This is a genomic window from Phenylobacterium sp. (genome assembly GCF_030697925.1).
In the GTDB taxonomy this organism is placed as follows: domain Bacteria; phylum Pseudomonadota; class Alphaproteobacteria; order Caulobacterales; family Caulobacteraceae; genus Phenylobacterium.
The window spans coordinates 1-17389 of sequence record NZ_JAUYOJ010000227.1 but is presented as its reverse complement, the minus strand read 5'-3'; the positions used below and the strand labels follow the sequence as shown (position 1 = coordinate 17389).

Here is a 17389-nt window from a genome sequence, read left to right as displayed (position 1 = left end):
TCAAACCCCCTTTAGGACGAGCGCTGGACCGCCATTTCGCGGGCCAGGGCCACCAGGGCCGTCCGCGCCGAGGCCTTGGGGATGTCGACGAAGGCCTCCAGCAGATCGACCGCCCCAGACATGGCCAGGGCCTGGACGATCTCGTCGGCGGCGTCGGAGATCGCGCCCTCCTCGCCCACAAGCCAGCCGACGGTGGTGTCCAGCGCCGCGGCGACCGCCACCAGGGTGGAGCCCGAGACCCGGTTGGCCCCGCGCTCGTATTTCTGCACCTGCTGGAACGACACGCCGATCTGATCGGCTAGCGCCCCTTGGCTTATCCCCAGGGATTTGCGCCGCAAACGCATCCGCGCGCCGATGGCGATATCGACGGGATCGGGCCCGGCAGCGTCGTCGAGGGCCATGTTGCGACCTCCTCAGCCGCTCTGCGGCCATTTGCGGCTCGGGAGCGTAGCCATAGCGAGTAGACTCGTTCTCGCGCCGGTGTCTAACCTGTTCACCTTATGCGCGCGCCGCAAGAGACGATCGAGGACCTTGTCGAGCTTCTCACTCCCCGGGAGCGGGATTGCCTGCGGCTTGTCGATCGTCATCTCAGTTCCAAACAGATCGCCCGGGAGCTTGGCATGTCCAAGGCCTCGGTCGACACCTATTGCGACCGCGCCCGGCGAAAGTTGGGCGTAGGCGACCGCTACAGCGCCGCGCGCGCGCTGGCCGACCACGACGCGGTTGTCCCCATCGCGTCGGGACACGATCCAATCAGGACAGACAGCGAGGCCCGCCTGCCGCTCCATGACGCCGAACAGGGAGATGCGGCGTATGGGCGAGTTGTTGCGAGAGCTGGCGGACGTCCGGGCGATCCGGGCGGGACTGGCGGCCGATCCAGACCACGCGATCCGGCGGGCGGACATCGGGCGGGCCCTGCGCCTGCGCCGGGAGGTGGACGCCTTCGAGCGCCGCTGGTCGAAGCACCGGACCGACCAGCCGATGGGTCCAGCGTTTTCCTGGAACCAGCTGGAGCGGCAGCTGGCGGACCTCGTCGACACCCCGGTCAAGCAGGCCATGGCGCGGGAGCTGGTCTCGGCCACCCGCAAGATGGCCCGCTTCAAGCCGCCCGAAATGATCCTGCGGGAAATCCTCTGCCTCAGCTGGGCGCTCTTGGACGAGAGCTTCCACCCGGAGCCCGGGGAGGGATCGGCCGAAATGACCTAAGCCCCGCGATTCGCCTGGGCCTGGTCGGTCTCATCGCCATCGTCTCGGCCCTCGCATTCGGGGCCCTGCTGGCCGGCCTCCACGCCCTTCAAGACCTCATCTGAATCCACCGAAATTCTGGAACTTCCATCAACGCACCGGGGGGCTACCGGCGCGCAGGAGAGAACTCATGCTCAAGCAACGCCGAATGATCGCCGACCAGATCGCCGCCAGCCTGTTCGAGGCCGAGGCCGCCATCGATGTCGCCCTGGCCAAGACCGCCCGCCTCGCGGGCGTCATGCCGGGGCTTCGGGCCGACGCCGGCCTCTCGGCCCTGATCGGCCAGGACGCCGTCGAACGCGCCAGCGAGGCCATCACCGCGCTCGCCAGCGCGCGCCGCGCCATCGTCGAGACCCATAAGGAGCTGGACGCCGCCAAGACCCAGATCGGCCTTGGCGCGGTGATGTACGGGGAAGCCGGCGACAAGCCGCCGCAATTGGCGCTCGGCAAGCGGGCGCTGCGCCAGGTTCAAGCCGCCTGATCGGCAGCTATCGGCGGACCGACGCTTCTGCCAGGATCGGAACCCTTACCCCAGTGAGGGTTCCGTGGGCCTGGATACGACGCCGGAGATAATCTGGTTCATCTCAATGACTCTGGTCAGCCTCGCGGCCCTCAGATGGGGCGGCGGGGCTGAACGCGTTGTCGCAGTCGCCAATCTCGCAGCCTGGCTGGCCTCCAGGGTCACATTCGACGCCTTAGGCGTCGGCGCTCACCAGTGGGGCGTCCTGCTGGTGGATATTGGCTTCCTCGCAGTTCTTCTTGTCGCTGCGGCCCGAGCCGACAGGACCTGGATCCTATTCGCCGCCTCCTTCCAACTCCTCGGTGTTGTTATCCATGTGACGACAATGGTCGATCCCCAGATTCGCGCCCTGACCTACATGCGCGGCTTGGTGATCTGGAGCTATCTCATCCTGGTATCGATGGCCGTCGGCACCTGGCTGGAACACCGTCGCCGACGCCGTCAGCGTCCATAGTTCCCCGGAACCTGCTTCACCCCGTCGGTGATCTCGTACCAGGCGGGCTTGGAGGCGACATTGAGGTGGATGACCGGCCGCAGGCCGGGATCGTCGTCCAGGGCCGAGGCCGCGATGGGAAAGGTCTTGTGTTCGTCGGAGGGCTCGCCGATGGGCGAGCCGCAGGTTCCACAGAAGCCGCGTACGTGGCGGAACGGCGGCTCGGGCGTGTAGCGGCGGATGTGCTCGGCGCCGGAGAGCAGGCGGAAGTCCCGCGCTCGGACCATTAGCACCGCGGCGAAGACGCCGGCCGACTTGCGGCAGCGCGAGCAGTGGCAATAGGATAGCGACAGCGGCTCGCCGACGATCTCGAATCGCACCGCGCCGCACAGGCAACTTCCGCGGATCATCATCGTCTCCTTCAGACCATGGCTGCCCAGTCGGCCAGCGCGTCGGGCGGCAGGATGCCCATGGCCCCCATGACCGCCAGCGCGATGGGCAGGTCGTAATGGGCGCCTTCCTTGGGCAGGTCGGCCGGCGCGAGGTTGGCGATGATCCGCCGCGCGGGCATGGCCAGGCCCAGCCCCGCGAAGGCGGCGCGGGCCCGTTCGCGGCTCTCGGCGACCGCCTTGTCGCCCAGGCCGACCAGCATGAATTTCGGGTCGCCGCCGGTAAGCTGGACCTCGACGTCCACGCGCCGCGCCTCGACGCCCTGGAACGCCACCGTGACCACCCGCGACGCCATTCAGATCCCCGCCCGTCCGACTTGATTCAAGACCTGAAGCTCGCCGAAGCCCGTCTTTACTTTCGGCGATCACGCGCTTGAAAGAGTTCAACTTTATCCACAAGCCCAGCACGCCGCGCGGCTCGGATCAAGAACAAAAATAGAACTTAAGGGGAAAGTGAGACGTTTCCGCGACTTGTGCGGGTGTCTTGAGGCCCAAGCTAAGCCTTGGCGCGGAGGGCTTCAATCCGTTTCCACATGACCTCGGTCGCATCGATCCCGCTGAAGCGCTTCAGGGCCTGGGCGCCGGTCGGCGAGGTGACATTGATCTCAGTCATATAGTCACCGATCACGTCGATGCCGACGAACATCAGGCCGCGGCGCTTCAGCTCCGGCCCGATGATGGCGCACAGTTCCAGGTCGCGGGCCGATAGCTCCACGGCCTCGGCGACGCCGCCGACCGCCAGGTTCGAGCGGATCTGCCCGGCCTTGGGCACACGGTTGATGCCGCCGACCGCCTCGCCATCCACCAGCAGGATGCGCTTGTCGCCCTTCGAGACCGCCGGCAGGAATTTCTGGGCGATCACCGGCTCGCGGCCGATGGCCCGGTGCAGGTCCAGCATGGCGTCCAGATTGGGGTCGTCGGCCAGCAGCCGGGCCACCCCCGAGCCGCCCAGGCCGTAGAGCGGCTTCAGCACGATGTCCCCGTGCCGGGCGCGGAAGTCGTAGATCGCCTCGACGTCGGAGGTGATCAGGGTCGGCGGCTGGACGCCGGGGAAGTCGGTGACGAACAGCTTCTCGGGCGCGTTGCGCACCTCGGCGGGGTTGTTCACCACCAGGGTCTCGGGGTGCACCTTGTCCAGGAAATGGGTCGAGGTGATGTAGCTCATGTCGAACGGCGGGTCCTGGCGCAGCAGGATCACGTCGAACTCGGCCAGCTCACGGACCTCCCATTGCCCGAACGTGGCGTGAGCGCCCTTGACCCGCTCGACGGTCACCGACCGGCCACGCGTGAAGACCTTGCCGTCCTCCATCGCCAGCCGGTCAGGGGTGTAGACGAACAGCTCATGCCCGCGCGCCTGGGCGTTCTCGAGCATGAGGAAGGTCGTGTCGCCCTCGATATTGACGGCCTCGAGGGGGTCCATCTGGACGGCGACCTTCAACGACATCGGCTCGGTTCCTTACGGCGAAGGCGTCTGAGATAGGCGGCGGGACGTCCAAGCGCCAGCGAGGATCGCTAAGGACGCTGTCAGTTCAGCCGCAGGCGCACCCGCTCGCGCTGGGCGCGGGCGGCCAGCGCCGCGCCGCCGTCCAGGGTCCCGGCGTGGGTCAGGGCCTCCATGGCGCCGGCCAGCGCGCCCTGGCCCTCGCGGGCGGCGGCGACGTCCAGCCAGGGCCGGTGATCGGCGGGATCGAGCAGGGCCCGGCGCAGGGCGGCGCGCTCGGCGCGGGGGAAGTCGCGGGCGTTGCTGGCGCGGGCGAAGATGTTGTTCTGCAGGCGGATCAGCACGTCGCGGTCGCTGGCCGGGGCCATCAGCCGGTCCAGCCGGTCGGCGACATTGGGGGTCAGGCCGGCGTGCAGGGCGCGGCGGGTGAGCTCGGACGGCAGCACCACCCGGCCCTCGCTGAACGGGTCCATGGCCAGCGGCCCCTCGGCGGTCTCGATGCGCAGCAGGAAGTGGCCGGGGAAGTCGACGCCCTGGACGGTCAGGCCGCACTTGCGCGCCACGTGCAGGTAGAAGACCCCCAGCGCCACCGGCAGGCCCTTGCGCCGGGTGGCCACGGCCACGACGTCGGCGTTGTCGGGATGCTCGTAGGTGAACAGGTCGCCGCCCAGGCGCAGATCGCCGGCCATGGCCTCGGCCAAGGCCTCCTCTGGGCTCTCCAGGGCCAGGCGCTCGGTCAGGCGTTCGACCCCGAAGCGGGCCAGGTCGCGGGCGGTGTCCGGATCGCGCTCGGGATCCTCGTGCACGGCGCAGGCGATGGCGGCTTCCAGCAGCGGGAAATCGCCGTCGCCGGCGCGGCCGGCTTCCTTCAGCAGGGTTTCAGCGTCTTCTCGGGTCATCGGTCCCTAACGACTCAGGCGCCGTTCCAAGCGTCCCGACTATGAATCGGAAGCTTGCCGGGCGCGAGGGCGATCAGATCGAGGCGAACCGCGAGATTTTGCAAGCTGGGCCGTCGGGCTGCGAGCATTTGACCCGCCCGGCGCAGCCGATCGCGCTGGGTTTCGGTGACAGCCTCAAGGGCGGATTCCAGGGTCGTGCGCTGCTTGACCTCGACCACCGCCAGCACCTGGCCCCGCTGGGCCAGCAGGTCGATCTCCCCCTGGGGCGTGCGCAGGCGGAAGCCGAGGATGCGGTAGCCTTGGCCATCAGTCAGATCGCCGCCCAGACCTCGGCGCGGCGGCCGGCCAGCCGCGCCGCGGCCCCGCGCGCCTGGCGGATGGGGTTCATTCGCCGTCTCCGGCCTTGAGCGCCATGGCCCGGCGGTAGAGGTCGCGGCGCGGCAGGCCCAGCGCCTTGGCCACCTCCGAGGCGGCCTCGGCCGGGCGCAGGCGGGCGAGCGCGTCGCGCAGGGCGGTGTCGGCGTCGGCGGCGGAGGCGGCCTGCGCCCGGCCGGGCCCGACCATCAGGACGAACTCGCCCTTCGGCGCGACCATCCGGGGATCGGCGGCCAGTTCGTCCAGCGACCCGCGGGTCACGGTTTCGTAGAGCTTGGTGAGTTCGCGGGCGACGACGGCCTCGCGCGGCCCGAACACCGCGGCCATGTCGGCCAGGCTGGCGGCCACCCGCGAGCCGCCCTCGAAGAACACCAGGGTGGCGCGGATCCCGGCCAGCTCCTCGAAGAAGGTGCGGCGCGCGGCGCTCTTGGGCGGCGGGAAGCCCGCGAACAGGAAGCGGTCGGTGGGCAGTCCGGCGATGGACAGTCCGGCCAACAGGGCCGAGGCGCCGGGGATCGGATAGACGGCCGAACCTTGCGCGATCGCCTCGCGCACCAGCAGGAAGCCGGGATCGGAGACCAGCGGGGTGCCGGCGTCCGACACCAGGGCCACCCGTCCGCCGTCGGCGAGGACGGCGAGCGCCTTGGGCCCGGCCCGCTCGGCGGCGTGCTCGTCGTAGCGTTCGAGTTTCTTCGAGAGGCCGAAGGCGTGGAGCAGCTTGCCCGCCACCCGCGTGTCCTCGGCCAGGACCAGGTCAGCCGCCGCCAGCACGTCCAGGGCCCGCAGGGTGATGTCGCGCAGGTTGCCGATGGGCGTGGCCACCACATAGAGGCCGGGCGCGAGCGGCGCGTCGGAAAGCTGCGGCGGCGGGGGATGGCGCGACATGGGCAAGGCTTCGCCGCTCAGGAGGAGGAAGGCAAGGCGGTTCGCCCGATCAGGGAGCCGCAGCCTCAGCTCGCCAGCCGGCCGGTGAGGTGGTCCAGCAGCAGGCGCCCGGCGGCGGTGGCGCGCAGGCGCAAGGGGTCGTCGGCGATCAGGCCGGCGGAGACCAGGGAGACCACTTCCGGGTGGTCGGGCGTCAGGCCCAGGGCCGCGACCTCGGCGAAGGCCACGCCTGGCCCGATCCGCAGGCCCGAAAGCAGGCGTTCTTCAGCGGTCTGCCGGGGATCGAGGGTCTCGCGGGTGGCGAGCCCGGTCCCGGCCACCCCGACGGCCGCGATATAGTCGGCGGGCCTGGCGTGGGCGCAGGTGGCGGTGCGCCGGCCGGCCAGGGTCAGGCGGCCATGGGCGCCGGGGCCCGCGCCCACATAGTCGGCGCCGGTCCAGTAGACGAGGTTGTGGCGCGAGCGGGCGGCCGACCCGCGTGCGTGGTTGGAGACCTCGTAGGCCTCGAAGCCGGCAGCCTCCAAGACCCGCTGGGTGGTCTCGAACAGGTCCGCGGCGTCGTCTTCGCCCGGCGGGACCAGGATCCCGCGCTTCACCGCCCGGTCGAAGGCGGTGCCCGCCTCGATGGTCAGCTGGTAGGGCGAGATGTGCTCCGCGCCCAGCTTGATCGCCGCCTGCAGCTCCTCGGCCCAGGCCAGCGGCGTCTGGCCGGGCCGGGCGTAGATCAGGTCCAGGGACAGCCTCGGGAAGGTCCGGGCGGCGACCTTGGCGGCGCGTCGCGCCTGGGCCGCGTCATGGTTGCGGCCTAGCAGCTTCAGGGCGTCGTCGTGCAGCGACTGCAGGCCCAGCGACAACCGGTCGACCCCGGCGGCCGCGAAGCCTGCGAACCGGTCGGCCTCGGCGTCGGTGGGATTGGCCTCCAGGGTGACCTCGATGTCGGCGGCGGGGGTCCAGAGCCGCTTGGCGAGCGCGACGATCTCGCCGGCCCAGTCCGGGTCCATCAGCGAGGGCGTGCCGCCGCCCAGGAAGATGGAGACCAGCTCGCGCGGGCCGGTCAGCTCGCGCTGGGCGGTGAGGTCGGTGCGAATCGCCTCGACCAGCCGAGCTTGCTCCGCGTCGCGGCCTCGCGCCCGCACGACGTTGAAGTCGCAATAGGGGCAGATGCGCGCGCAATAGGGCCAGTGGATGTAGACACCCAGCGGCGGTGCGGGGCTCAAGTCAGGGCGGCCTTGAGCTTGGCGAAGGCCCGGGCCCGGTGGCTGTCGGCGTCCTTCACTTCGGGATCGAGCTCGCCATAGGTGACGTCGTGGCCCTGGGCCTGGAAGATCGGGTCATAGCCGTGGCCCCGGTCGCCGCGGCCGGGAAAGACCAGGGTCCCATCGACCCGGCCCTCGACCACCACCGCCGGCCCGTCCGGCCAGGCGACAGCGAGCGCGCAGGTGAACCAGGCGCCACGATCCTCGCTTCCGGTCTCCTCCAGCCGCTCCTCGACCTTGCGCATGGCGCCGCCGAAGTCCTTGTCCGGGCCGCCCCAGCGGGCCGAGAAGATGCCCGGCTGGCCGTCCAGCGCGGCCACCGACAGTCCCGAATCGTCGGCCAAGGCGATCAGGCCCGAGGCCTCGGCGGCGGCGCGGGCCTTCAGGAGGGCGTTGCCGGCGAAGGTGGCCTCGGTCTCCTCGGGCTCCGGCAGGCCGAGGCTTCCGGCCGTGACCAGCTCGAAGCGGTTGTCGAGGATGGCGGCCAATTCGCGGGCCTTGCCGGGATTGTGGGTGGCGACCACCAGCTTGGCGCCGGGTTCGAGCTTGAGGGCCATGGGGACTCCGAGACTGGATGGCGGGCGACCATAGGCGAGGCCGGGTCGGCCCGCCATCTTCCCGGCCCGGACGTCTCTGCTGCATTGCGAAAAGTTCATAATGTTACGTCGATTTAATATCGATAATCGATAATTTGATTGATCGAAAAGCGATGTGGCCCTATTCCTGCTGCTCAGAAGGGCGCGACAAATGTTGCGTCGCACAATGAGACAGGAGATTGAAAATGTTCTCTTCCATGATGAGCGCGATGGACCGGATGCTGATGGCGGCGGTTGTGGTTATGGCGGCGGTTCCGACCGTGGCCGTGGTGGCGCAGCGCCTGATCGCCTAGTCTGGCGCCTTCGCTTTCGACGGAGGGCCGCAATGCGCGCCTTGGGACCCGGCTCGGTGTCGAGCTTCCTGAAGACCATCCTCGACGTGGTGTTCTTCGCCCTCTGGGCGGGTGTGGTCCTAGTGGGCGTGCTGATGCTGCTGGCCTTGCTGCTCAGCTTCAATCCGGAGCTGATCGACAGCATCTCGATCCGCGCCGGCGCCGCGGAGATCGCCAATCTCGGCCCCGTCATGGTGGGCGGACTGGCGGCTGCGGCGCTCTACATGACTGGCGTCCTGTTCATCGTCGATCGGCTGCGGCGGATCTTCATGACCTTGACGGCCGGAGACCCCTTCCACCCCGATAATGTGCGGCGCCTGCGGGTGATCGGCCTGATCCTGGCCGGTCTGGAGCTGCTGCGCTACGCGGTCTGGGCGGTGGGCGCCTGGCTGCTGCCCGGCGCCAATGAGGTCGAACCCAATTTCAGCCTGACCGCCTGGTTCTCGGTCCTGGTGGTCTTCGTACTGGCGGAGGTGTTCCGCGAGGGCGCGCGCCTGCGCCGCGAAGCGGAACTGACGATCTGACATGCCGATCCGCGTAAACCTCGACCGCGTGCTGCTGGAGCGGCGCATGTCGCTGACCGAGCTCGCCGACCGGGCCGGCGTCACCATCGCCAACCTGTCGATCCTGAAGACCGGCAAGGCGCGCGCTGTGCGCTTCTCGACCCTCTCGGCCCTGTGCCGCGAACTCGACTGCCGGCCGGGCGACCTGCTCGACTACGAGCCCGGCCCCGATGACGGCCCCGGCGACGACGACGGCTTCTAGACCGCGGCGCCACAGCGCCCGGAAAATTGCAGCGCACGCGTCAAAAATATCGACCTTACCATTGATAAGTTAGGGATCGGCTCATATGTGCGCTGCAACAATTGCTGCATTGCACACAAGGAGCTGGATCATGGCTCAGGCCATTGAGACCTTTATCATCAAGCTGATGGGCCCGTTCGCCCGCGAACTCGCCCGCAGCGGTTCGTACCGCTACCCGCTGTTCGGCGTCTAAGACGGCGCGGGCGGCCTAGCCGCCCGTCGCGATCCTCTGCAGCTCGCAGAGCTCGCCGATCCCCTTGCGGGCCAGGGAGAACAGCGCCTCGAACTCGCCCTGGCTGAAGCCGCGCTTCTCGCCGGTGGCCTGGACCTCGACGATGTCACCCTTGCCTGTGAGCACGAAGTTGGCGTCGGCCTCGGCGTTGGAGTCCTCTTCGTATTCCAGGTCCAGGACCGGAACGCCCTTGAAGATCCCGCAGGAAATCGCGGCCACCTGATCCAGGATCGGGTCCTTCACGATCAGGCCTTCCTCCATCAGGTATTTGGTCGCCACGCGCAGAGCCACCCAGGCGCCGGTGATCGCCGCCGTGCGCGTGCCGCCGTCGGCCTGGATCACGTCGCAGTCGATGGAGATCTGCCGCTCGCCCAGCGCCACGGGATCGACGATGGCGCGCATGGAGCGGCCGATCAGCCGCTGGATCTCCTGGGTGCGGCCCGACTGCTTGCCTTCCGAGGCTTCGCGGCGGCCCCGGGTGTGGGTGGCGCGCGGCAGCATGCCGTACTCGGCGGTGACCCAGCCCTGGCCACGACCGCGCATGAAGCCTGGCACCCGGTCCTCGACGCTGGCGGTGATCAGCACCTTGGTGTGGCCGAAGGAGGCCAGGCACGAACCCTCCGCATAGCGGTTGACGCCAACCTCCAGGGTCACGGGACGGAGCAGGTCGGCGGTACGGTCGGAGGGGCGCATGGGAAACCTTGGCGATGGTGCTGGCGTCTTGCGCCGGCGGGCTTATCCTAGATCGAAGAGGTTCCGTCCATGGCTCGCAACGAGCACCGCCGCCCATCGTGACCAGCCCCCTGCTTTCACCCGGGCCTTCGCTGGCCGAACTGGACGCCCGCGCCCGCGATATTTTCCGCCGCGTGGTGGAGAGCTATCTGGAGACCGGCGACCCGGTGGGTTCGCGCACGCTCTCCAAGGGCGGGGTGCACCTGTCGCCCGCCTCGATCCGCAACACCATGCAGGACCTGACCCAGCTCGGCCTGCTGGGGGCGCCCCATGTCAGCGCCGGCCGCGCGCCGACCCATGCGGGCCTCCGGCTGTTCGTCGACGGCCTGCTGGAGGTGGGCGACGTGGCCGAGGACGACCGCCGCTCCATCGAGGCGCGGCTGACCGGCAAGGGCATGAACTTCGAGGAGGCGCTGAACGAGGCCACCGCGATCCTGTCGGGCCTGGCGGGCGGCGCCGGCGTGGTGGTGAGCCCGGTGCGCGACGCGGGGGTCAAGCACGTGGAGTTCGTCTCGCTCTCCACCGACCAGGCCCTGGCGGTGATGGTGTTCGAGGACGGGGTGGTCGAGAATCGGCTGATGAAGCTGGCCGCGGGGGTCACCCCCAGCGCCCTGCAGGAGGCGTCGAACTTCATGAACGCCCGGCTGCGGGGCCGGACCCTCAACGAGGCCAAGGCCGAGGTGCGGCATGAACTGGACACTGCCCGCACCCAGCTGAACGAGGTCGCCGCACGCCTGGTCGAGGAAGGCCTGGCCGGCTGGGGCGGCGGCGAGGGCGCCGAGCGGTCCCTGATCGTCCGCGGTCGCGCCAACCTGCTGCACGATCGCGAGGCCCTGGACGACCTGGAGCGTGTGCGCATGCTGTTCGACGATCTTGAACAAAAGGAACAGCTGATCGGTTTGCTGGACGACGTGCGGGAAGCCCAGGGCGTGCGGATCTTCATCGGCGCGGAAACGCGGCTGTTTTCGCTTTCGGGTTCCGCCGTCATCGCCGCGCCCTATATGACGGGCCAACAGAAGGTGCTGGGCGCGATCGGCGTGATCGGGCCCGCGCGTCTCAACTATGCCCGGGTGATCCCGCTGGTGGACTATACCGCCCGCGTGCTCTCCCAGGTCGCGAACGGGTAAAGGATTTTAGATGTCCGACGATCAAACGCCGGCTGAAGACTTCGAAGAGATCGCCGACGCCGCAGCCGACGAACTCGTGGCCCTGCGGGCCGAGAACCAGGCGCTGAAGGACCAGGTCCTGCGCGTGGCCGCCGACGCGGAGAACACCAAGCGCCGGACCGAGCGCGAGGCCAATGACGCGCGCGCCTACGCCATCCAGAAGTTCGCGCGCGACCTGATGACCGTGGCCGACACCCTGTCGCGGGCCCTGACCACCCCGCCGGCCAGCGGCGAGCCGGCGGTGAACAACTTCGTGGTGGGCGTCGAGATGACCGAGAAGGCGCTGCAGACCGCCTTCGAGAACAACGGCCTGAAGAAGATCGATCCGGCCGCCGGCGCCAGGTTCGACCCCCACCAGCACCAGGCGGTGATGGAACAGGCCTCGGCGGACGTGGCCGCCGGCGGGGTGATCTCCACCCTGCAGCCGGGCTACGAGCTGCTGGGCCGGCTGATCCGTCCAGCCATGGTGGTGGTGGCCGCCAAGGGCTCCGGCGCCCAGGCCCCGGGCGGCGGCGACGCCCCGGCCAACCCCTATGCGGCCAACGACGGCGAGGACTCCGGCGGCGCGGTCGACACCCGGGCGTAACGTCTGAGTTACCCCTTGTCCTGCAAGGGGAATCCCGACCTCGGCCATTTGACCCCGACCCGTGCCAGGCGTAAGCTCGGCCTAGAACAAAAAGGGGTCGGAAACGTGCAGGCAGGGTCACAGACTCGCCGGGCGATGATGGGATGGAGCGCCGCCGCTGGCGGAACCCTGCTCACCGCGCCGGGCTGGGCGTTCGGCCAGGAGGCCGCGCCCCCCATTCTTCCCGCCAATCTTCCCGAAGTCCTGGCCGAGGTGGCCGACGAAGACCATCCGCCGACCACCGTCGACACCACCTCCAGCAATGTATTCGACCACGTCACCGCGCCGGTGATGATCAATGGCCGCGGACCCTTCCGCTTCATGGTCGACACTGGGGCCAACACCTCCTGCGTCTCGCAGGCCCTGGCCGAGACCCTGGCCTTGCCGCGCGGCAGGGCGCTCAGGGTGCACACCGTGGTCGGACCGCGCTCGCGGGCCAGCGTCAATATCGACCGGCTCGACATCGGCTCGCGCACCCGGCGCAATATCGAGGCGCCGGTCCTGCCCATGGCCGGGTTCGGGATCGACGGCGTGCTGGGGATCGATTGGCTGAAAGGCCAGCGCCTGGTCCTGGGCTTCGCCGGCAAGACGCTGGAGATCACCAAGTCCCGCCGCGAGGCCAGCGCCGAGGGCAAGATCGTGGTGCCGGCCCGGCGCAAGTCCGGTCAACTCACCATCGTCGACGCCGATCTCAGCGGTCGCAAGATCAGCGCCATGATCGATTCCGGCTCGCAGTTCTCCCTGGGCAACACCGCCCTGCGGCGAATCATCGAGCGGATGGACCCCAAGGCGGCGTCCAAGGCCCAAAAGGTCGGCATGCTGTCCATCGCCGGCGAGGCCTTCACGGGAGAGCAGCTCAACCTGCCGTTCATGCGCCTGGGCGGCCTGACCCTGGGCAATGTCCCGGTGGTGTTCAGCGACGTGCCGGTCTTCAGGCTCTGGGACCTGCATGACACCCCGACCATGATGCTGGGCATCGACCTGCTGACCCAGTTCACCACGGTCTCCCTCGACTTCGGCCGCTCCTCGGTCCGGTTCGACATCGCCGACAGCGCCAGGGCGTAGCAGCGAACCGATCCCGACCCGTCGATATCCCCAGGCCGGACGCCGCAGGCGCCGGGGCCCTCTTCCCCGCGGCTTCTAAATGATTAAAGTCCCAGGTCCCTTCCTGTGGGGGGCGCCGGCGACTCCCTCGCACCGGCGCTTGGAGGTCCGGACCACATCATGAAGCTTACGATCGAACGGGCGGCGCTCATCAAGGCGCTGGGGCATGTGCAGAGCGCCGTCGAGCGGCGCAACACCATCCCGATCCTGTCCAATGTGCTGCTGTCGGCCGAGCGCGAACGGCTGACCTTCTCGGCGACCGATCTCGACATGGAGATCATCGACGAGGCCTTCGCCCAGGTGGACCAGCCGGGCCAGATCACCGCGCCCGCCCACACCCTCTACGAGATCGTCCGCAAGCTGCCGGAAGGCGCCGACGTCTCCCTGTCCTTCACCGGCGAGGATCCGCGCCTGACGGTCTCGGCCGGACGCTCGCGGTTCAATCTGCCGGTGCTGCCAGCCGGCGACTTCCCGGTCATGTCCTCCGACGGGCTCTCTTCGCGCGTGCCCGTGGACGTGGGCGACCTGATCCGGCTGATCGACAAGACCCGGTTTGCGATCTCCACCGAGGAGACCCGCTACTATCTGAACGGCCTCTACCTGCACACGGTGGTGGAGGACGGGGTGGCCAAGCTGCGCGCCGTGGCCACCGACGGCCACCGCCTGGCCCTGGCCGAGATGATCGCCCCCGAGGGCTCGGCCGGCACCCCCGGCGTCATCGTGCCGCGCAAGACCATCGCCGAGGCCAGGCGCCTGCTGGAGGACGCCGGCGAATCGGTCGACCTGCAGCTCAGCGCCCAGAAGGTTCGTCTCGACTTCGGCGGAGCGGCGCTCACCTCCAAGGTCATCGACGGCAATTTCCCCGACTACAGCCGGGTCATCCCCAAGGACAACAACCGGGTGATGATGGTCGACAACAAGCTGTTCGCCCAGGCGGTGGACCGCGTCGCCACCATCTCGGCCGAGAAGAGCCGCTCGGTCCGCATGGCCATCGAGCCCGGCAAGGTGATCCTCACCGTCCGCAACATGGAAGCCGGCCAGGCGGTGGAGGAGATCGAGGTCGACTACGACGGTGAGGCCTTCGAGCTCAGCTTCAACGCCCGCTACCTGCTGGACGTCACCGACCAGATCAGCGCCGAACAGGCCGAGTTCCGCTTTGGCGGTCCCAACGACCCGGCCCTGGTGCTCGATCCCACCGACGCCGACGTCCAGTACGTACTGATGCCTCTGCGGGTCTGACCCTCGACGTACGGCTACGCGGGTATAGACTTCACCCATAAGACTACGGGTGGAAACGTCTATGCGTCGCGTGCTGATCGGCGGTCTCGCCGCCCTGCTGACGGGCAGCCTCGCCCTGGCCGGGACGCCTGTGGTCAAGCGCGAGGTCGGGGCCCTGGTCACCGAGAACGTGCCCGAAACCCCGCCCGCCGTGCGCGAGCAGTTGCGCCGCTACCAGAACGCCCGCTCGGCCACCTTCCTGGACTGGCTGGGCGACGGCACCATGCTGATCGCCACCCGTTTCGGCCAGGCGCCGCAGATCCACCATGTGAAGGCGCCCGGCGGCGATCGCACCCAGCTCACCTTCTTCGCCGAGCCCGTGACCTCGGCCGCCGCCCAGCCGGTGGTTCCGGGCGCCTTCGTCTTCGCCCGCGACGCCGGCGGGGATGAGTACTTCCAGGGCTACGCCTCGGCGGTCGATGGCGGCGAGGCCCAGGTCACCGAGCCGAAGACCCGCAACACCGGCTTCGTCTTCTCTCCGGACGGGAACCAGCTGGCCTGGAGCCGGGTGACCCCTGGTAAGGGCGATTACGACATCATGCTGATGCGCACGGGCCAGGCGGCCACCCGCCGCGTGGCCCTGAAGGGTAGGGGCGCCGTCGGGCCGGTGGCCTTCTCCGCGGACGGCGGCAGGATCCTCTTCAGGCGCGCCATCTCGGCCCAGTCAAGCAAGGTCTTCGTGCTGGAAACCGCCACCGGCAAGGTGGTCGAGATCAACCCGACCCGGAAGCCGATCGCCTATTCCGGCGGCGAGTTCACGCCCGATGGCCGCCGGGTCCTGATGCTGTCGGACGAAAAGTCCGAGGTCGCTCGGCTGGTCGAATACGACCTGGCCAGCGGTCGCAAGACGGTGGTGGCCGACGGCGGCGCCTGGGAGATCGAGGCCTTCGACCTCTCCGAGAACGGCCGGTTGCTGGCCTATGCGATCAACGAGGGCGGCCGCTCCCGGGTGGTGGTCGCCGACCTGGTCACGCGCCGCGCCTTGCCCCAGCCGGAGCTGCCGGTGGGCGTTCTGGCGGACCTGAAGTTCTCGCCCGACGCCCTGCGCCTGGCCATCGGGCTGAACTCGGCGACCTCGCCGGCCGACGTCTGGACCTGGAATATCGCCGAGGCGGCGCTCGTCCGCTGGACCCACAGCGAGATGGGGGGGCTCAAGTCCGCCGACATGGTCGAGCCGGCCCTGATCCGCTTCGCCAGCTTCGACCAGCGCCAGATCCCGGCCTGGGCCTACCGGCCCAAGGCCACGAAAGGACCCACGCCGGTCATCATCGACATCCACGGCGGACCGGAGGGCCAGTCGCGGCCGGGCTTCTCGACCGCTTATCAGTACTGGGTGAACGCGCTGGGCGCGACGGTGATCTCGCCGAATGTCCGCGGCTCGACCGGCTATGGGAAGACCTATCTGGCGCTGGACAACGGCATGAAGCGACAGGACTCGGTCCGGGATATCGGCGCCTTGCTGGACTGGATCGCGACCCAGCCGGACCTGGACAAGAGCCGGGTGGTGGTGTCCGGCGGCTCCTATGGCGGGTTCATGACGCTGGCGGCGCTGGCGGCCTATGACGATCGCCTGGCCGGGGCCATCGACACGGTGGGCATCTCGGACTTCACCACCTTCCTCACCAACACCGAGGGCTATCGCCGCGACCTGCGGCGGGTCGAGTACGGCGACGAACGCGACCCGGTCATGAAGGCCGAGTTCGACCGGATCTCGCCGCTGAACCTCACCGACAGGATGACCAAGCCGCTGTTCGTCATCGCCGGCTTCAACGATCCGCGGGTGCCCTGGACGGAGGGCGAACAGATGGTCGCCAAGGTCCGCGCCAACGGCGGCGAGGTCTGGTGGATGATGGCCAAGGACGAAGGCCATGGCTTTCGCAAGAAACAGAACCGCGACGCGCTCCGGGAGGCCGAGACGTTGTTCCTGCGGAAGCTGTTCGGGGCTGGGTCCTAGCCCCCGCTCCGCATGAATTGGGCGCGCCCGCGAAACCCGCTATGACGCGCCGGTGACCGCCTTCAGCCATCTGACCCTGACGGACTTCCGCTCTTATGGCCGGGCCGAGCTCGCCCTCGACGGCCGGCCGGTGTTCCTGGTGGGGCCCAATGGGGCGGGCAAGACCAACCTGCTGGAGGCGATCAGCCTGTTCACCGCCGGCCGGGGGCTGCGCGGCGCGGCCATCGCCGAGCTGGGCCGCCGCCAGCCGGGCGAGGCCCAGGGGCGGGCCTGGGCCGTGGCCGCCGTCATCGTCGAGGCCGGCGAGGAGACCCGGGTGGGCACCGGCGTCGAGACCCCCGGCGCGGCGCGGCGCACCGTGCGGCTGGAGGGCGAGGCCGTGCCGCCCGGCCGCCTGGCCGACCTGCAACGCCAGGTCTGGTTGACCCCAGCCCAGGACCGGCTGTTCCTGGAGGGCGCGGGCGACCGCCGCCGGTTCCTGGATCGCCTGGTCTTCGCCGGCGAGCCGAGCCACGCGGCCCATGTCTCGGCCTATGAGAAATCCCAGCGCGAGCGCATGCGCCTGCTGACCGACGGGCCCGCCGACCCGGCCTGGCTCTCGGCCCTGGAGGCCCGGCTCGCCGAGGCCGGGGCGCTGATGGCCGAGGCCCGCGCCCGGACGCTGGCCGCCCTGCAGGCCGAGATCGACGGCCGCGGCGACCGGCCCTTCCCGCAGGCGAAGCTGACCCTCACCGGCGACTGGGAGCGGATGGCCGGCGACGGGGTCGAGTTCGCCGAGATCGAGGCCCGGCTGGCCCGGTCGCTGGCGTCGGCGCGCCACCGCGACGCCGCCGCCGGGCGGGCGCTCACTGGCCCCCACCGGGGCGATCTGCTGGTGGTCCACGCCGAAAAAGACCGTCCGGCGGCTGAATGCTCGACCGGTGAGCAGAAAGCCCTGATTTTGAACCTTGTTTTGGCCCAGGCGGCGCGTCTTTCGCGTGCAGAATCGGCGCCAAACCCTATATTGTTGCTGGATGAGGTCGCAGCGCATCTGGACCGCCGCAGGCGGGCCGCGCTGTTCGAC

The 17389-nt window shown here is 69.4% G+C and carries 19 protein-coding genes and 3 pseudogenes; 12 read left to right on the top strand and 10 right to left on the bottom strand.

Annotation, left to right across the window (positions count from 1 at the left end; all coding sequences use genetic code 11):
- Window positions 1-11: 11 nt before the first annotated feature.
- Window positions 12-401 (bottom strand): helix-turn-helix domain-containing protein, encoded by a 390-nt coding sequence (locus Q8Q88_RS22120; RefSeq protein ID WP_305677344.1) that lies wholly within the window; start codon window positions 399-401, stop codon window positions 12-14.
- Window positions 402-500: 99 nt separating this feature from the next.
- Here Q8Q88_RS22120 and Q8Q88_RS24865 point away from each other — a divergent pair.
- The 4 genes and pseudogenes from Q8Q88_RS24865 to Q8Q88_RS22105 form a co-directional block, all read left to right on the top strand.
- Window positions 501-689 (top strand): annotated as a pseudogene (locus Q8Q88_RS24865) (response regulator transcription factor); the annotation flags it as partial.
- A gap of 124 nt (window positions 690-813) precedes the next feature.
- Window positions 814-1206, top strand: coding sequence for a hypothetical protein (locus Q8Q88_RS22115; RefSeq protein WP_305677343.1), 393 nt, complete (start codon window positions 814-816; stop codon window positions 1204-1206).
- Between the two features lie 169 nt (window positions 1207-1375).
- Window positions 1376-1726, top strand: a complete 351-nt coding sequence (locus tag Q8Q88_RS22110) for a hypothetical protein (protein WP_305677342.1) — start codon at window positions 1376-1378, stop codon at window positions 1724-1726.
- Between the two features lie 64 nt (window positions 1727-1790).
- Window positions 1791-2219: a hypothetical protein gene (locus Q8Q88_RS22105; RefSeq protein ID WP_305677341.1), complete on the top strand. Its 429-nt coding sequence runs from the start codon at window positions 1791-1793 to the stop codon at window positions 2217-2219.
- Here the strand turns inward: Q8Q88_RS22105 and Q8Q88_RS22100 are convergent.
- The 8 genes and pseudogenes from Q8Q88_RS22100 to rdgB form a co-directional block, all read right to left on the bottom strand.
- Complete coding sequence (locus Q8Q88_RS22100; protein WP_305677340.1) at window positions 2207-2608, bottom strand: GFA family protein; 402 nt, start codon at window positions 2606-2608, stop codon at window positions 2207-2209. The two genes, Q8Q88_RS22105 and Q8Q88_RS22100, sit on opposite strands and share 13 nt — an antisense overlap.
- Window positions 2609-2625: 17 nt before the next feature.
- Window positions 2626-2943, bottom strand: a pseudogene (locus Q8Q88_RS22095) (magnesium chelatase domain-containing protein); the annotation flags it as partial.
- A 200-nt stretch (window positions 2944-3143) separates the two neighbouring features.
- Window positions 3144-4091: a glutathione synthase gene (gene gshB / locus Q8Q88_RS22090; RefSeq protein WP_305677339.1), complete on the bottom strand. Its 948-nt coding sequence runs from the start codon at window positions 4089-4091 to the stop codon at window positions 3144-3146.
- 80 nt (window positions 4092-4171) lie between these two features.
- Entirely contained in the window at window positions 4172-4987 is an 816-nt protein-coding gene (locus tag Q8Q88_RS22085; RefSeq protein ID WP_305677338.1) for a SirB1 family protein, read from the bottom strand.
- Between the two features lie 14 nt (window positions 4988-5001).
- Window positions 5002-5375 (bottom strand): annotated as a pseudogene (locus Q8Q88_RS22080) (YraN family protein).
- Window positions 5372-6247, bottom strand: a complete 876-nt coding sequence (gene rsmI / locus Q8Q88_RS22075; protein ID WP_305677337.1) for a 16S rRNA (cytidine(1402)-2'-O)-methyltransferase — start codon at window positions 6245-6247, stop codon at window positions 5372-5374. Before rsmI ends, Q8Q88_RS22080 begins: the two are co-directional and overlap by 4 nt.
- A gap of 65 nt (window positions 6248-6312) precedes the next feature.
- Window positions 6313-7464: a radical SAM family heme chaperone HemW gene (hemW, locus tag Q8Q88_RS22070; protein ID WP_305677336.1), complete on the bottom strand. Its 1152-nt coding sequence runs from the start codon at window positions 7462-7464 to the stop codon at window positions 6313-6315.
- A complete protein-coding gene (gene rdgB / locus Q8Q88_RS22065) occupies window positions 7461-8060 on the bottom strand; it encodes an RdgB/HAM1 family non-canonical purine NTP pyrophosphatase (protein ID WP_305677335.1) in 600 nt (199 codons plus the stop codon). Before rdgB ends, hemW begins: the two co-directional genes overlap by 4 nt.
- Before the next feature lie 364 nt (window positions 8061-8424).
- Between rdgB and Q8Q88_RS22060 the strand changes: the two genes are divergently transcribed.
- A complete protein-coding gene (locus tag Q8Q88_RS22060; RefSeq protein WP_305677334.1) occupies window positions 8425-8955 on the top strand; it encodes a DUF2975 domain-containing protein in 531 nt (176 codons plus the stop codon).
- 1 nt (window position 8956) lies between these two features.
- Window positions 8957-9196, top strand: a complete 240-nt coding sequence (locus Q8Q88_RS22055) for a helix-turn-helix transcriptional regulator (protein ID WP_254835348.1) — start codon at window positions 8957-8959, stop codon at window positions 9194-9196.
- A 247-nt stretch (window positions 9197-9443) separates the two neighbouring features.
- Here the strand turns inward: Q8Q88_RS22055 and rph are convergent, their stop codons facing one another.
- On the bottom strand, window positions 9444-10160 hold the full coding sequence (gene rph / locus Q8Q88_RS22050; protein WP_305677333.1) for a ribonuclease PH: 717 nt from the start codon (window positions 10158-10160) through the stop codon (window positions 9444-9446).
- A 14-nt stretch (window positions 10161-10174) separates the two neighbouring features.
- On the opposite strand from rph, the gene hrcA reads away from it, so the two are divergent.
- The 6 genes from hrcA to recF all read left to right on the top strand — a co-directional run.
- A complete protein-coding gene (hrcA, locus tag Q8Q88_RS22045; RefSeq protein ID WP_371129896.1) occupies window positions 10175-11326 on the top strand; it encodes a heat-inducible transcriptional repressor HrcA in 1152 nt (383 codons plus the stop codon).
- 10 nt (window positions 11327-11336) lie between these two features.
- Entirely contained in the window at window positions 11337-11951 is a 615-nt protein-coding gene (gene grpE / locus Q8Q88_RS22040) for a nucleotide exchange factor GrpE (RefSeq protein WP_305677332.1), read from the top strand.
- Window positions 11952-12056: 105 nt separating this feature from the next.
- A complete protein-coding gene (locus Q8Q88_RS22035) occupies window positions 12057-13055 on the top strand; it encodes a retroviral-like aspartic protease family protein (RefSeq protein ID WP_305677331.1) in 999 nt (332 codons plus the stop codon).
- A gap of 159 nt (window positions 13056-13214) precedes the next feature.
- A complete protein-coding gene (dnaN, locus tag Q8Q88_RS22030; protein ID WP_254835353.1) occupies window positions 13215-14333 on the top strand; it encodes a DNA polymerase III subunit beta in 1119 nt (372 codons plus the stop codon).
- A gap of 61 nt (window positions 14334-14394) precedes the next feature.
- A complete protein-coding gene (locus tag Q8Q88_RS22025; protein ID WP_305677330.1) occupies window positions 14395-16326 on the top strand; it encodes an alpha/beta fold hydrolase in 1932 nt (643 codons plus the stop codon).
- Window positions 16327-16378: 52 nt separating this feature from the next.
- Window positions 16379-17389: DNA replication/repair protein RecF (recF, locus tag Q8Q88_RS22020; protein ID WP_305677329.1), on the top strand; the 1011-nt coding region annotated here is incomplete at its 3' end.